This window comes from Paracoccus aminophilus JCM 7686, assembly GCF_000444995.1.
GTDB lineage: Bacteria > Pseudomonadota > Alphaproteobacteria > Rhodobacterales > Rhodobacteraceae > Paracoccus > Paracoccus aminophilus.
Map to the genome: position 1 here is coordinate 149,473 of NC_022043.1, position 14,807 is coordinate 164,279.

The following is a 14,807-nucleotide window of genomic DNA, read 5'->3' on the forward strand; positions in this document are numbered from 1 at the left end:
GGCGTGGACGCGCAATCGACCGCCCGCGTCGTCATTCTGGGCGCGGGGCTTGCGGCACTGACGGCAGCGCTGCGTCTGGCCCCCCGGCCAGTGCTGCTGATCTCTCCCGATCCGCTTGGTACGGGCGCAAGCTCGGCTTGGGCGCAGGGCGGTATGGCCGCCGCGATGGATCAGGCCGACCATCCCGCGAACCATGCCGCCGATACGGTCGCAGCCGGGGCCGGGCTCGTGGACCGGAACGTCGCCGATTTCGTCACCGCCGAGGCGCCTGAGCATATCCGCGAGCTGACCCGGATCGGCGCGCCCTTCGACCGCACCGCCGAGGGCGGCTATGTCTTGTCGCGCGAGGCGGCCCATGGCTTTGCCCGGGTCGTCCGGGTCAAGGGCGATCAGGCGGGGGCCGGGATCACGCGCACGCTGATCGCCGCCGTCCGGGCCACGCCCTCGGTCCAGATCGCTGAAGGTTGGCTGGCCCTTGGCCTCCATCTCGAGGCCGGACGCGTCGCCGGTGTGCGGCTGATGCGCAGCGAGGGCTCGGCGCCGTTCTTGCTGAAAACGCCAGCCGTCCTGCTCGCCGCCGGGGGCGCGGGCGGGCTTTATGCGCTCACCACCAATCCCGCGCGCATCCGGGGGCAGGCGCTTGGTCTAGCGGCGCGGGCGGGGGCGATGATCGCTGATGCCGAATTCGTCCAGTTTCACCCGACCGCGCTTGATTGTGGCGAAGATCCCGCCCCGCTCGCGACCGAGGCCCTGCGCGGCGAAGGCGCACATCTCATCAACCGGCTGGGCGAGCGCTTCATGCTGGCGCTTCACCCCGATGCCGAGCTCGCCCCCCGCGACATTGTCGCGCGCGCGATTTATGCGCAGGCGCAGGCGGGGCTGCGGCCAATGCTCGACACGCGGGCTTGCCTTGGCGCGCGCATCCTGAGCGAATTTCCGATCGTGGCCACGGCTTGCCTGCGCAATGGCGTCGATCCCGCGACCGCTCCGATCCCGGTCGCGGCGGCGGCGCATTATCATATGGGCGGCGTCGCCACGGATGCTGTCGGGCAAAGCTCGCTGCCGGGGCTTTGGGTCGCGGGCGAAAGCGCCTCGACCGGGCTTCATGGCGCGAACCGTCTGGCCTCGAACGGGCTTTTGGAGGCGGTGGTCTTTGCCGCCCGCGCGGCCTCATCGATCCATGCAACCCTTCCCCCGGTCGCCGAAGTGCCCCCGGTCGATCTGCCCGCGCCAAGCCTTGCGCCGGGCGCGACGACCCTGCCCGATCCGGGCCTTGTCCAGAAGCTGCGCCGCGCCATGACCGAAGGCGCGGGCATGGTCCGCACCGGAGCCGGTTTGCGCCAATGCCTTGGCACGATTGCCGCGATCGAAGCCGCGCAGCCCGATTGCGAGGCTTTGCTCAATATGACCGCGACCGCGACCTTGATCGCGGCGGCGGCCCTCAAGCGCGAGGAAAGCCGGGGCGCGCATTTCCGCAGCGACTTCCCCGAGAGCCTCGGCCCCGAGGGCCAGCGCAGCCGCATGACCCTGACCGAAGCCCGCGCGCTTCGCCCGGCCCTTCAGGAGAGCCTATGACTGCCCTGCCCCCTCTGCCCGACATGATCCTTGAACCCCTCGTGCGCCATGCCTTGGCCGAGGATCTGGGGACCTATGGCGATCTGACCACGCGCACCGTGATCCCGGCAGGCACCCGCTATACCGCGCAGATCCGCGCCCGCGAGGCCGGAATCGTCTCGGGAATGCAGCTTGCGGCCATCGCCTTTCGCCTGATCGACCCCGCCCTGAGCTTCCGCCTGCGCGTCCCGGACGGGACGGGTTTTGCCGCAGGCGAGGTTCTGGCCGAGATCGAGGGCGAGGCCGCCTCGATCCTCTCTGCCGAGCGGATCGCGCTGAATTTCGCGGGCCGCCTTTCGGGCATTGCCACCGATACCGCCGCTTATGTTGCCGAGACCCGAGGCACCAAGGCGCGCATCACCTGCACGCGCAAGACCACGCCCGGCCTGCGGCTTGTGGAAAAGCAGGCGGTGCTGCATGGCGGCGGCTTCAATCACCGCTTCAGCCTCTCGGATGCCATTCTGATCAAGGACAATCATATCGCGGCGGCGGGCGGGATCCGGCCGGTGCTGCAAGCGGTCAAGGCGCGCGCCTCGCATATGATCCGCGTCGAGATCGAGGTTGACCGGCTGGACCAACTGGCCGAAGTCTTGGACGAGGGCGCCGCCGATGTCGTGCTGCTCGACAATATGGACACCGAGACCCTGCGCGCGGCGGTCGCCATGAATGCGGGCCGTCTTGTGCTTGAAGCCTCGGGCAATATGCGGCTTAACCGGATCGGCGATGTGGCGGCGACCGGGGTCGATTTCATCTCGGTCGGCGCCCTGACCCATTCGGCCCGGACATTGGATCTGGGTCTCGATTTCTGAGCCGGAGAAGAAGATGAGCGCAACTCCCGACCGTAAGGCCCGCCTGACGCCCGGTGACATCCGCGCCCGCAAGGGGGCCGAGCCCATCGTGTGCCTAACCGCCTATACGACGCCGATGGCCGCACTTGTCGACCGCTCCTGCGACATCGCTCTGGTCGGGGACAGCGTCGGCATGGTGCTGCATGGGCTCCCTTCGACGCTTGGCGTGACCATGGAGATGATGATCCTGCATGCGCAAGCCGTCGCGCGCGGGCTCGAGCACGCCTGTCTGGTCGTCGACATGCCCTTCGGATCTTATGAGGAAGGCCCCGCGCAGGCTTTTCGCAATGCCGCGCGGATCATGGCGGAAACCGGGGCGCAGGCGGTCAAGCTTGAGGGCGGCACCCATATCGCGGACACGGTGCGCTTCCTCGTTGCGCGCGGCATCCCGGTCATGGGCCATGTCGGCCTGACGCCGCAATCGGTCAATACGCTTGGCGGCTACAAGGTGCAGGGCCGCGGCGCGGACGCTGAGCGCGTCGCCGCTGATGCCCGCGCCGTGGCCGAGGCCGGGGCCTTCTCGGTCGTGCTGGAAAAGCTGCCCGCAGCACTTGGCGCGCGCATCACCCAAGAGATCGCGGTCCCGACCATCGGCATCGGGGCCGGGGTCGATTGCGACGGTCAGGTGCTGGTCATCGACGATATTCTGGGCCTCTTCACCGAATTCCGCCCGAAATTCGTCAAACGCTATGCCGAGCTGGGCCAGACCGCCGCCGAGGTGATCGCGAGCTATGCCGCCGATGTTCGTAGCCGAAGCTTCCCCGCGCCCGAACATGTTTTCGCCACGGAAACCAAGGCATGAGCGCGCCAATCATCCGCTCGCTGGCCGAACTCAACGCCCTGACCCAAAGCTGGAAGCGCGCGGGCGAAACCATTGGCGTCGTGCCGACGATGGGCGCGCTCCACGACGGCCATATGAGCCTCGTGCGCGCGGCCAAGGCCAGCACCGACCGCGTCATCGTCACGCTTTTCGTCAACCCGCGCCAGTTCAACAGCCCCGAGGATTTCGCGAAATATCCCCGGACCGAGCTTGCCGACGCGGCCCTGCTTGGCCCCTATCAGGTCGATGCGCTCTTCGTGCCCGAAGGCGGCGAGGTCTATCCCGAGGGCCATAGCACGACGGTTTCGGTTGCGGGCATCAGCGCGCCGCTGGAAGGTGCGCATCGTCCCGGCCATTTCGACGGTGTCGCGACCGTGGTCACGATCCTTCTCAACATGACCCGTGCCGATCGCGCCTTTTTCGGGGAAAAGGACTGGCAGCAGTTGCAGTTGGTGAAGCGGCTGGTCGCGGATCTGCGCCTGCCGGTCGAAATCATGCCCTGCCCCTCGGTGCGCGCCGAGGACCGGCTGGCGCTGTCGTCGCGCAATCAGCGGCTCTCGCCCGAGGCCCGGGTCAAGGCGGCGGCTTTGCCTGCGGCGCTTTTCGCGAGTGCCGAGGCGATTTCGCAGGGCAAGGATGCCGCCGAGACCTTGGCCGAGGCGCGCGCCTCGCTGGAGACGCGGGGACTTGGTCCGGTCGAATATCTTGAGATCTGCGACGCCGAGACGCTCGGGCTTCCTCGCCCCGGCGCCCCGGCCCGGCTGCTCGCGGCGGTCTGGCTTGATGGTGTGCGGCTGATCGACAATGTCGCGGTTCGTCTTGGCTAGGATCGCGTGATCCGGGTCCAGATCTGGCCTGAGTTCGGGCCCGGCATCTGGACAGCGCGCCCCGTCCGCGCGATACCCGGCCCAAAAGCAGCAAAGCGCGCAGAATGGTATTTCTCTACGACCTCACCATGCCCGACATCCTGCAAAGGATCGCGGCGGCCCTGATCTATGCCGGGCTGCAGGGCTTTTTGCTTGCGCTGCTCTTGCATCTTCTCGGCGATGCCCGCGCCACCGAGTCCGGGCGGCTGAGCCTGAACCCGTTCAATCATGTGCTGGTCTCGGGTGTGTTTCTCAACATCGCCTTCCGCATGAGCTGGATCGCGCCTTTACCCTTCAGCCCGGCCAAGGGTCTGGCGCGGTTTCGGCCATTGATCGCGGTGCTGGCAAGCTTTGCGCTACTGCTTGCTCTGGTCCCACTTCTCGACCTGGCGCGCGCGCCGCTTCACCAGTACTTGTCGCGCGGGGCGGGTTATATGGTGCTGGCGACGATCGACAGCTTGCAGATCACGCTGGTCGGCTCGGTGGCGCTTGGACTTTTGCCTTTGCCCGGCCTCTTGCTCGGCACGGCGCTGCCGGTGATCTTCCCGCGCCTTGCCAAACGCTACCGCAAGCTTGCCGGGGTCGGGATGGCACTGGCGGCCATCCTGCTGATCCTCGGCTGGTTCCCGGATGTGATGCCGCTGGTCAGGGCGCTGCGGCTCGTCTGAACCCCAGCGCGAGAGCCCCAGCGCGAAAGGTCGCCTACTGCACGCCCTTGGCGTCGCCCGGCGTGCCCTCATAGCCGAAATCGGCCATGATCTTCGCAATCGTCCCATCGGCGACGAGCGCGTCAATCGCTTCGTCGATCTGGGTGCGCAGATAGGTGTCGCGGGTTTTCATCAAGATGCCGACGCGGGTCACGGTTTCCGGCACCGGCGCGACCGGAATGATATGCATCTCACGCGCTTCGGGATTGGTCTTTTCCAGCGTCGCAAAGACCGGTTGCCAGATCAGCATCCCGGCGAGCGAGCCATCCGAGACCCGATGCGTCATCAGATCCATATCGGCATAGGGCAGCCGGGTGTAACGCTTGGCCTTGGGCTGCTGCTCGTTCCAGGTAATGAAGACGCGCTCGCCCATCGAGGACAGCGCCGTGCCCAGCTTGCGGCTGGTCGGGATATCGGACAGTGCTTTGTAGTCATCTTTGACCACCAGCACATAAGGCAGGCTGACATAGGGCCGGCTCAACACCGACCAATCCGGAAATGGAGAGTTTTCCTGAACCGTCATGCCCATCATCAGATCGCATTTGTTGGTCATCGCGATCAAAAGCTCGTCGAGGAAACCATCGCCGCTGGTCGGAAAACCACCGAAGCCTTCGTGGAACTCTGCCTTGAGAAACAGCGAATCCGCGATCGCCTGCGCCACCGCATGGTCGAAATCATGGATCTTGCCCGAGACATCCGAACAGATTTCGAGCTTGTCGCCCTCAAGCCTGCGGGTGTTCTTGAGCAGCTCTTGGGGCACGCCATAGCTTTGCGCGAAAGCCGAGCCTGCAACCAGGCTCACCGCGGCGGCCATCAGCCATTTGACCATGACAGATCCTCTCCTCGCGCCCCGCCTGTCCAAAGGGTGCGGGGCAGACAATGGACAGAAAGGGGGCCGAAGCCCCCTTTCCCAATCGCAGGGACAATCGTCCTTACTTCGCGTCTTTCTTCAGCTTGAAGACGAAGATCGAGTTGCCGTTGCCGTTCGGCAGCGGGCTTTCCGGGAAGGCCGAAGCGATCGAGGAGGCCGAGTTCGAATAGCCGGTCGGAACCGCCAGATACTGCTCGCCGTCGATCTCATAGGTGACGGGCGAACCGCCGATCGGGGCGTTCAGACGCTGCTCCCAAAGCACATCGCCGGATTTGTCGTCGAAGGCTTTGATGTAGCGGGCCGCATCGCCGCCGAACACGAGACCGCCCGCCGTCGAGATCATCGACGAGGTCGGCGCGACGCGCTGACGGACCTGCCAGGCGTGATCGCCCTGGGTCGGGTTGATCGACAAAGCCTCGAAGAGACCGGCCTTGTCCTGACCTTCCGGCAGCACGCGCGGACCGAAGGTCACCGAACCCACGGCGTTACCGGCGGTGAACTCGGATTGCGTCGGGGTCACGTCGTTGCAAGCCTCGGTCAGCGGGACGTAATAGGTCTGGGTGTTCGGGCTATAGGTCCCGACCTGCCAGAGTTTCCCACCCGAAACCGACGAGCAAACATGGACCGGCTGGCCGACAGCCGTCGGGACCAGATCCTTGTTGATGTGGACCGTGCCATCGGCATCGATTTTCGAGACCACGTTCTGGAAGATCGTGTCCTTGTGCCACAGGTATTTGCCGGTCTCACGGTCAAGCGCGAAGGCAATGCCGTTCTTGCCCGGAACCGAGATCAGCAGCTTGTGGTCTTTGCCGTCGACTTTCTGGTCAACCAGAATACGCTCGAACGGGCTGTCGAGGTCCCAGTTGTCTTCCGGAAGGTGCTGGTAATACCACTTCAGCTTGCCGGTCTTCACGTCCAGCGCCAGCGTCGAGTTGGTGTAAAGCACCGCGCCATCGCCCGAACCGCGGATCAGCTGGGCATAGGGGCCGGGCATACCGACGCCCCAATAGGTCAGGCCGAGTTCCGGATCATAAGAGCCGGTGGTCCACGGCGTGCCGCCCCAACGGTTTTCCGCCGGAACATCGCCCCAGCTTTCCTGCTGCTTCGGGTTCTCCGGATCGTCGATCGTGTTGAAGCGCCACAGCTCTTTGCCGGTGTTCAGGTCATGCGCCATGATATAGCAGCCGCCTGCGGTGCCCGCGATCGAGCAGCCCGAGATCGCCGAAATGATCTTGTCGTCAACGATCAGCGGACCAACGGTGTAGGAATAGCCTTTTTTCCAGTCGAGGACCTGCTGTTCCCAAGCGATCTTGCCGGTTTTGACATCCAGCGCGACCAGTTTGGCATCCGGGGTCGTCAGGATGACCTTGTCGCCCGCCAGAGCGATCGAGTTCTTCTGACGGCGCGCCTGGTTGGCCTGATAGGACCACGAGGCGGGCATTTCCGGCAGAACGTGGCGATAGGTCCAGAGCAGATCGCCGGTCTTGGCGTCGAGCGCCTCGACGATGGCGTTCGAGGTCTGCAGGAACATCACGCCGTCATGGATCAGCGGCACGGTTTCCTGAATGCCGGTGTCGGCCATCGGCCAAGCCCAGGCGAGCTCGAGGTTCTTGACCGTGTCTTTGTTGATCTGGTCAAGCGTCGAATAGCCCTGGTTGTCGAAGGTGCGGCGGAACTGGATCCAGTCGCCAGCCGGCGGATTGGCCAGAACCTCGGCGGTGACCGGGGTGTATTTGTCGAGTGCGCTTTGCGCGAAAGCGCCCGGCACGAAGGCGATCAGCGCGGTGGATGCGACCAGCAGCTTTTTGCGAATGTTGAGTGTCATTCTCTGTCTCTCCTGAAGGCAGGCTGACCCCGAGGGTCGGGCCCACCGGAACACGGATTATTTTTTGAACTTCGGCAGTTCTTTGCCCCAGGTGAAGGCTTGGGGCACGTTGGTGTCGCCCGCCTCGATCGTGGTTTCCTGGTTGGCCTGAGCCAGCTGGGCCGCACCGTCTTTGGTCTCGGCCACAAGCTCGACCGAGGCCATATCGGCCGTGGTCAGCGCCTTGTCACCGGCGCTCGCGCCGTTTTTCTGCATCACATAGGCGATGATGTTGAGATAGGTCTCTTCGCCCAGCTTGCCCGGTTCAGCCGGCGGCATCGCCACCGAGATGAAATCATAAAGGCCGCCTGCGGTATCCCAGTTGCCCATGATGTCCTGACCGAACAGCGCCGGAGCTTCCGGGCCTTCAAGCCGGATGCCGTGGCACTGCGAGCAGTTCGACTGATAGGCCGTCTCACCTGCTTTGGCCTGCTCTTCGGTAAAGCCGGCCGCGACAATGGTCCCCGTTGACGCGAAGGTCATAGCAAGAGCAGAAGTGATGGCAAGGACGGTGGGTCGTCCGAAAAGTTTGGCTGGCACCTGAGCCTCCATGCTGGTTGGAGCGAGAACGGGTCATCCCGTCCCTGCTTGATCTGATCACACGGCTTTCACCGCTCTGCTTCTGCGCGGTTGACCTCAGCCGCAGTCCCATCCCGAGCCCCTTGTGGGTCGGGCGTTCAGCGATTCCATCGGATATGCGCGCGCAATTGCAACGGTCCGGTCCGACTTTGGTTGCAAAGCCGCTCCGCCCCTCCTTAGGGGATGCTCTGGATTTTCTTGAATTTCAAGGGGTCCGTTTGCGGTTTGTCAGATTATTTGTCACCTGACCATCGCGTAGATTTAAGGTGATGTTTATACGTCAATCTATTGTTTTTTATAAGTTTCATTCCGTAATGAAGCGCGGATTGCCCGGGTTAATGTGACATCTCCGCGCCACAAACCGAAGGCCAGATCGGTGCGATCGGCGACCTCGGGGGGAAGCTCGTGCTGCGCAATGCCCTCGGGCAAGGGCGCAAGGGTCGAGGCGATTGCCGTGCCGCCTGCGCCAAGCCAGCTCGCAAGATCGGCAGGGCTCGCCAAGGGTTTTGGACGCCAGCCCATGCCGCGCATCCAGCCCGACAGCCGCACCCGATCAAGCCCGGCCGAGCCCAGATAGACGCCAACCTCGGCCCCCGCAGGCACGGCCTCGGGCCCGCCTGCACGAATCAGGCCGATGCGCGCGCCGGTCGGCAGCAGGGTCATGAAGCCGCGATTGCTGCGGCTGTCGGCCAGCCCGCCGCCCAGCATGTCGCATTGCCCGCGCCCGATATGCCAGTCGCGCGGGTTGAACGAGCGCCCCATGTTCGGCACCTCGACCAGCCGCAGCGAAAGCCCGAGATCGCGGGCGATGCCCTGCGCCAGACGCAGCTCGGGCCCGGGATGATCGGGATCGTTGGCGGCAATGACCGGCGCGTCGAGATCGGGCACGCAGAGCCGGAGATCCCCCTGCGCGCGGCGGTCCGAGAGCGAGGTATCGGGCGGCAGATAGCTCAGCGCGGCGAGCAAAGCGGCAATCACCGCCAGATCGCCAAGCGGCCTCTTCCATCGCTTGAAGCCCCGCTTCACTTGCCGAAACTCCGCAGCGCCCAGAGGAAGAACCCGACCGAGCCCGCCGCGACCAGACCAAGGCCGATGGCAGGCGGAAACTGGTTGTAATCAATCAGGATTCCGCGCAGCACATCGACGGCATAGGTGATCGGATTGGCCCGGATCAGCATGATCAGCCATTCGGGATAGGTCGTCACCAGCTGCGTGCGCGTGAGCGAGGGATCCAGCGGAAAGACCGAGGACGACGCGAAGTAAAGCGGCAGGATCACCGTATTCGAGAAGACGCCGAACCCTTCGAAACTGCGCACCTTGCTCGCCAGCACGACCCCGAAGGAGGTCAGCGCGAAGGAGAGCGCGAACATGTAGAAAATGGCCTCGACCACCTGCACCGGCATGAGCGAGACATCGGCAAAGCGCGCAAGGATCAGCACGAGCGTGCCATGCCCGGTCGCCGCCGTCGCGCCGCCCAGCACCTTGCCCAGAAGCACCGCCCATCGCGGCATCGGCGAGACCAGAACCTCGCGCAGAAAGCCGAATTCGCGATCCCAGATCACCGATACCGCGAATTGGATCGACGTATACATGATGTTGAGCACGATCACGGCCGGAAAGAGGAATTGCAGATAGCTGTAGGGCAGGACCAGACGGACCTCGCCAAAGACCTCGCCGCGGAAATAGGGATTGAGGCCGACGCCGAGAATGAGCAGCCAGATCAGCGGACGACTGACGCCGCCGAGCAGTTGGCCCTTGTCACGGGTGGCGCGCATGATCTCGCGCAGCCAGACGCCATAGATGCCGCGCAGGATGGGAATTACTGAATTCATCGGTCTTCTCTGCCAGGGTCAGGCAAGGTCAGCCGCGACCGTAGAAATCGGATTGGGGATCGGACAGGACCATATGCCTGAGCTCTTCCCATAGGCGGTCGCGCAGCGAAATGAAATCCGGATGCCGCCGCGGATCGCCGGATTGGCGGGCAAAGGGCAGCGCGATCAGCTCTGCCACCCGGCCCGGACGCGGCGACATCAGCAGCACGCGGTCGCCGAGCACCAGCGCCTCATCAACGCTATGGGTGACAAAGACGACCGTGCGCCGACTGCCCTGCGGACCGGCGCGGGTGAGCTTCAGGACCTCGCCCTGCATCAGCTCGCGCGATTGGGCGTCAAGGCTGGCGAAGGGCTCGTCCATCAGCAAGATCTCAGGTTCAGCGGCCAAGGCCCGCGCCAGTGCCACGCGCTGCTGCATCCCGCCCGAGAGCGCGCGCGGATAGCTCTTCGCCACCCGCGACAGGCCGACCAGCCCGAGATAGCGGGCAATCCGGGCCTCGCGCTCGGGCCGGGGGAGATCGGGCAGCACGAAGGCGATGTTCTCGGCCACGGTCTTCCAGGGCAAAAGGCGGAAGTTCTGAAAGACCGTCGCGCTCGACGCCCCCGGACGCGGCGCGGCACCATTGACCAGCACCCGCCCCGCGCTTGGCCGGATCAGCCCCGCGATCAGGCGCAAGAGCGTGGTCTTGCCGCAGCCCGAGGGGCCCAGCACGACCAGCACCTCCCCTTGCGGGATGGTCAAGCTGACATCCTCGATGGCAGGCGCGCCCCCGGGCTGGAAGGCCAGGGAGACATGGTCAAAGAGGATCTGCGGCGCGGTCGGCTCGGGCATGGATCAGCGCGAGACCTTGTCCGCACCCTCGACGGCGCCGATCTTGGCCAGAACCTTGTCGGCAGGCCCGAAATCGACCCAATCGGTCAGCTCGACCTTGGCCAGCCCCTTGAACTCGTCGGATTGGTAAAGCCAGTCCTGGGTATAGGCGAGCTCGTCTTTCTGGATGCCGCCATTGACCGACCAGCTCGTCTGGAAGGCCGCGCCAAGCGTGTCGAGCGTGGCCGCATCGACATCCGGGCGCAGCGGCGCCATCGCCTTGGCCCAGGCGTCCTTGTCCTTGGCCATGTCGCGCGCAGCGAGCGTCAGCGCCTCGATCACCGCCTCGACCTCGGGGCCGCGCTTTTCCAGCGTCGCGGTCTTCACCGCATTGACCTTCGAGACCACCGGCGCGGCCTTGTAGTAATCCTCGACCCCGACCAGAACCGGCAGCTTCTCATGGCCGGGCAGCGCGAGATAGCTACCGATCGACATGGTCGTTGCCCCGACCTGCCCCGCCGCCAAGGCCTGCGCGCGGATATTGGGCTGGCCAAGCGCGACCATCTCGAGCCCGGCGACATCGACGCCCTTATCGGCCAGCACCTTGGTCGAGAGCGTCTGATCGAGGCTGCCGACGCGACCGATGCCGAAGCTCTGGCCCTTGAGACCGTCGAGCGTCATGCCCTCCTTGCCCGCGATAAGATAGGGCAGAGCCTTGTTCGGCGAGGTCACCGCGCGCAGGTCCTTCGCCCCTTGCGCGACCAGCTGAACGAGGCTCTCGGTCGCGACATTGGCCATATCGCCTTCGCCCGATTGAAGCGCGGCAATCGCCATCGGCGTTTGCTGGACGCGCAGGATCTCGACATCGACGCCCGCGCGCTCGAAATAGCCGCCCGCTTGGGCGATATCGACCACCGAATTCGGAACCAGCGGCGGTTCAAGGTCGGTGATGACCAGCCGGAAGGGCTCGGCGACGGAAGCGCCTGCCGCAAAAACAACAAAGGAAACAGTTGCGAAAAGGAAATTCTTGATCTGCATTCAAACTCTCCTGCTGAGGGTTCAGTCTCTGCGACCGCTGGCAGAGTTCCAACGGGTCAGGCGGTTTTCAAGTTGACGCAGAGCCTCGGTGACCAGCACCCCGATCAGGCTGAGCGTCAGGACGACGACGAAATATTCGGGCATCCGGAAGCTTGCGCCATAGGTCGCAAGGAGCCCGCCGAGGCCAGAAACGGCGGTGTAAAGCTCGGCCACGACCGTGTTGATCAGACCGATGGTCGCGCCGATCCGAAGCCCGGTGACCAGAAAGGGCACGGCTCCGGGCAAGATCACATGCGCGAAGATCCGAGCCTGCCCGGCGCCTGCCCCGCGCGCCATCTCGATCAGGTCGCGGTCGGCGGCCTTTACCCCGGCATAGGTGTTCAGCACGATCGGCATGACAGCGCCCAGAAAGACGATGAAGACCTTGGCCTGAATGCCGAGGCCCAGCAGAACGATGATCAGCGGCACGAAGGCCACGCGCGGGGTCGCGGCCAGCGCATAGAGAAAGACATCGATCGTGCGGCCAAAGAAGGGCGCGGCCCCCATGGCAAGGCCCAGCCCGATGCCCACGACCGCGGCAAGCCCAGTTCCGCTGAGATAGACCTGAAGCGACGCCGCGATGGCTTTCCAAAGCCGCCCCTCGGCCAATATGCCCCGCGCGGCAGCCAGCGTTTCCGAAGGCGATGCGAAGAGCCCTTGCGGCATATGCGCCGCCGTGACCGACCACAGCACCAACAACACCGCAAGAACCCCAAGCCGCGCGAGCAGGATCATCGCCGCCCCGCCCGTCGCCCAGCCGCGCGCTGCGCCTCGCGCGCGCCATCGGTGCGGTCGCGCAGGACGCGGCCGGTCAGGCCAAGGAAGACGCCTTCCAGCGTCGGCGCCTCATAGCGCATCTCGCGCAGGCGGTTGCCAAAACGGGCAAGGAAGCTCGCGACGAAATCCTCGCCAATCGCCGGGATCGCCATGGCCTCGGGCCCCAAGGCATGGGCGGTTGGATAGGCCGCGAGCAGCGCCTCGCGGTCCTCCGCACTGGCGGGAACCACATGCAGAAAAGCCTGTCCGAGCTTTTGCTTGAGCTCGGCGGGCGAACCTTTCGAAATGATTTTTCCCTTATCTATGATGCAGATAAAGTCGGCATCCTCGACTTCTTCGATATAATGGGTCGTGGTCAGAAGCGTCAGCCCGCGCTCGGCGCGCTGGCGGTTCAGATAGGCCCAGATCCGGCTGCGAGTCTGGGCATCCAGCCCGACAGTCGGCTCGTCCAGAAACAGGATTTCGGGGTCATGCATCAAAGCGCGTGCGATCTCGAGCCGCCGTTTCATGCCGCCTGAAAAGCTGCGCACAATGGCCTCGCGCCATTCGGTCAGCTCGACGAGCTCGAGCACACGGTCAATCGCCTCGGCCCGGGCGCGCGCAGGCATGCCGTAAACGAGGCCGTGGAAGTCGAGGTTTTCTTCGGCGGACAGCCGGTCGTCGAGGCTCGCGTCCTGAAAGACCATGCCAATCGACAGCCGGACCTGCCGCGAGGCGCGGCGCACGTCATGACCCGCGACCTCGACCGTGCCACTGCCGGGTTCAAGCAGCGTCGCCAGCACCGACATGAGCGAGGTTTTCCCCGCGCCGTTCGGCCCCAGCAAGGCGAAAGAACTGCCCCGCGCGACGGTCAGCGAGACATCGTCAAGCGCCAGCTGGCTGCCATATTTCAGCGTCAGATGCTCGACGCGCACGGCAGGACCCGGCTTTCGGGCAAAACGATGGGCTGGAGTTTCGGCGGTCGTCTCGGTCATGGGCTATCCCGGCAAGGGTCTTCGGCGCAACGGCTGGGGGTGAAAGCCTCGGCCTCACCCCTCCGCCATTAACCCTATGCTGATCCGAGGAAAAGTCCACGGGTCGGGAAAATCCCCGGGTGCAAATCCGATCTCGGGCCGGATGACATCGCTCCGGCCCGAGATCTCTGCTTAGTGGTCCTTGCCGATCTCCGAACCGGTGTCGCCGCGCGTTTTGACAAGCGAGACGACAACCCCGGCGCCCAGAATGGCGAAGGTGATGCCAAGCGACCAAGCCGGCGGGAATTTCTCCCAGCCCATCGCATCGGCGATAAAGAGCTTCGAGCCGATGAAAATCAGCAGGATCGAGAGCGCATATTTCAGATAGGCAAAGCGGTGCAGGATCGCCGAGAGCGCGAAGAAGAGCGCGCGCAGACCAAGAATCGCGAAGATGTTCGAGGTATAGACGATGAACGGATCGGTCGTGATGGTGAAAACCGCGGGCACCGAATCAACCGCGAAGATCAGATCGGCGAATTCGATCGTCAGCAGCGCGAGGAAAAGCGGCGTAGCGAAGCGCACCATCTTGCCGGTCTTGGCATCCTGCAGCCGCACGAAGAAGCGGTTGCCATGCAGCTCATCCGAGACGCGCAGCCATTTCCGCGCGAGACGCAGCACCGGATTGCGGCTCAGATCCGGCTCTTCGTCATCCTTGGCGAAAAGCATCCGAACCCCTGTGATCACAAGGAAGATCGCAAAGAGATAGAGCACCCAGTGGTATTGCGCGACGATGGTCGCGCCAAGCCCGATCATCAGACCGCGCAGCAAGATCACACCCAGAATGCCCCAGAAGAGCACGCGGTGCTGATATTTGCGCGGGATCGCGAAGAAGCTGAAAATCAGCGCGATGACAAAGATATTGTCCAGCGCGAGGGTCTTTTCGACCACGAAAGCGGTCAGATATTGCGCGGTTTCCGTCGGTCCGATCTGCCACCAGACGAAGCCCGAAAAGGCGACCCCCAGCGTGATATAGAAGGCCGACATTCTGAGGCTCTCGGCGATCCCGATTTCATGGTCTTCGGTGTTGAAGACCCCGAGATCCAGGACCAGAAGCCCGAGAACAATGCCAATGAACACCAGCCACATCCAGACCGGCGTTCCCATGAAGAGCGTTGTGATAAGTTCCAT

At 64.4% G+C, this 14,807-nt stretch carries 15 protein-coding genes; 5 read left to right on the forward strand and 10 right to left on the reverse strand.

Going from position 1 to position 14,807, the window contains the following annotated elements; all coding sequences use genetic code 11:
• Positions 1-3: 3 nt before the first annotated feature.
• The 5 genes from JCM7686_RS20740 (at position 4) to JCM7686_RS20760 (ending at position 4,816) form a co-directional block, all read left to right on the forward strand.
• Positions 4-1,575 carry an L-aspartate oxidase gene (locus JCM7686_RS20740; protein WP_020952973.1) on the forward strand — a complete coding sequence of 524 codons (1,572 nt, stop codon included), beginning with the start codon at positions 4-6 and terminating at the stop codon, positions 1,573-1,575.
• Positions 1,572-2,423: a carboxylating nicotinate-nucleotide diphosphorylase gene (gene nadC, locus JCM7686_RS20745; RefSeq protein ID WP_020952974.1), complete on the forward strand. Its 852-nt coding sequence runs from the start codon at positions 1,572-1,574 to the stop codon at positions 2,421-2,423. Before JCM7686_RS20740 ends, nadC begins: the two co-directional genes overlap by 4 nt.
• 13 nt (positions 2,424-2,436) lie before the next feature.
• A complete protein-coding gene (panB, locus tag JCM7686_RS20750; protein ID WP_020952975.1) occupies positions 2,437-3,264 on the forward strand; it encodes a 3-methyl-2-oxobutanoate hydroxymethyltransferase in 828 nt (275 codons plus the stop codon).
• Positions 3,261-4,109: a pantoate--beta-alanine ligase gene (gene panC / locus JCM7686_RS20755; protein WP_020952976.1), complete on the forward strand. Its 849-nt coding sequence runs from the start codon at positions 3,261-3,263 to the stop codon at positions 4,107-4,109. Before panB ends, panC begins: the two co-directional genes overlap by 4 nt.
• A gap of 104 nt (positions 4,110-4,213) precedes the next feature.
• Entirely contained in the window at positions 4,214-4,816 is a 603-nt protein-coding gene (locus JCM7686_RS20760) for a hypothetical protein (RefSeq protein WP_020952977.1), read from the forward strand.
• A gap of 34 nt (positions 4,817-4,850) precedes the next feature.
• Here the strand turns inward: JCM7686_RS20760 and JCM7686_RS20765 are convergent, their stop codons facing one another.
• The 10 genes from JCM7686_RS20765 to JCM7686_RS20810 form a co-directional block, all read right to left on the reverse strand.
• Positions 4,851-5,684: a substrate-binding periplasmic protein gene (locus tag JCM7686_RS20765; protein ID WP_020952978.1), complete on the reverse strand. Its 834-nt coding sequence runs from the start codon at positions 5,682-5,684 to the stop codon at positions 4,851-4,853.
• A gap of 103 nt (positions 5,685-5,787) precedes the next feature.
• Positions 5,788-7,551 (reverse strand): pyrroloquinoline quinone-dependent dehydrogenase, encoded by a 1,764-nt coding sequence (locus JCM7686_RS20770; protein WP_020952979.1) that lies wholly within the window; start codon positions 7,549-7,551, stop codon positions 5,788-5,790.
• Between the two features lie 57 nt (positions 7,552-7,608).
• On the reverse strand, positions 7,609-8,073 hold the full coding sequence (locus JCM7686_RS20775) for a c-type cytochrome (RefSeq protein ID WP_051201735.1): 465 nt from the start codon (positions 8,071-8,073) through the stop codon (positions 7,609-7,611).
• 381 nt (positions 8,074-8,454) lie between these two features.
• Positions 8,455-9,195 carry a hypothetical protein gene (locus JCM7686_RS20780; protein ID WP_020952981.1) on the reverse strand — a complete coding sequence of 247 codons (741 nt, stop codon included), beginning with the start codon at positions 9,193-9,195 and terminating at the stop codon, positions 8,455-8,457.
• A complete protein-coding gene (locus JCM7686_RS20785; RefSeq protein WP_020952982.1) occupies positions 9,192-10,001 on the reverse strand; it encodes an ABC transporter permease in 810 nt (269 codons plus the stop codon). The genes JCM7686_RS20780 and JCM7686_RS20785 overlap by 4 nt, the downstream gene beginning before the upstream one ends.
• A gap of 28 nt (positions 10,002-10,029) precedes the next feature.
• Entirely contained in the window at positions 10,030-10,833 is an 804-nt protein-coding gene (locus JCM7686_RS20790; protein ID WP_020952983.1) for an ABC transporter ATP-binding protein, read from the reverse strand.
• A gap of 3 nt (positions 10,834-10,836) precedes the next feature.
• The gene (locus JCM7686_RS20795) at positions 10,837-11,850 is read right to left on the reverse strand and encodes an ABC transporter substrate-binding protein (protein WP_020952984.1); all 1,014 of its coding nucleotides are present in this window, start codon (positions 11,848-11,850) and stop codon (positions 10,837-10,839) included.
• Between the two features lie 21 nt (positions 11,851-11,871).
• Positions 11,872-12,624: an ABC transporter permease gene (locus JCM7686_RS20800; RefSeq protein ID WP_020952985.1), complete on the reverse strand. Its 753-nt coding sequence runs from the start codon at positions 12,622-12,624 to the stop codon at positions 11,872-11,874.
• Complete coding sequence (locus tag JCM7686_RS20805; RefSeq protein ID WP_020952986.1) at positions 12,621-13,640, reverse strand: ABC transporter ATP-binding protein; 1,020 nt, start codon at positions 13,638-13,640, stop codon at positions 12,621-12,623. Before JCM7686_RS20805 ends, JCM7686_RS20800 begins: the two co-directional genes overlap by 4 nt.
• 171 nt (positions 13,641-13,811) lie before the next feature.
• Entirely contained in the window at positions 13,812-14,807 is a 996-nt protein-coding gene (locus tag JCM7686_RS20810; protein WP_020952987.1) for a TerC family protein, read from the reverse strand.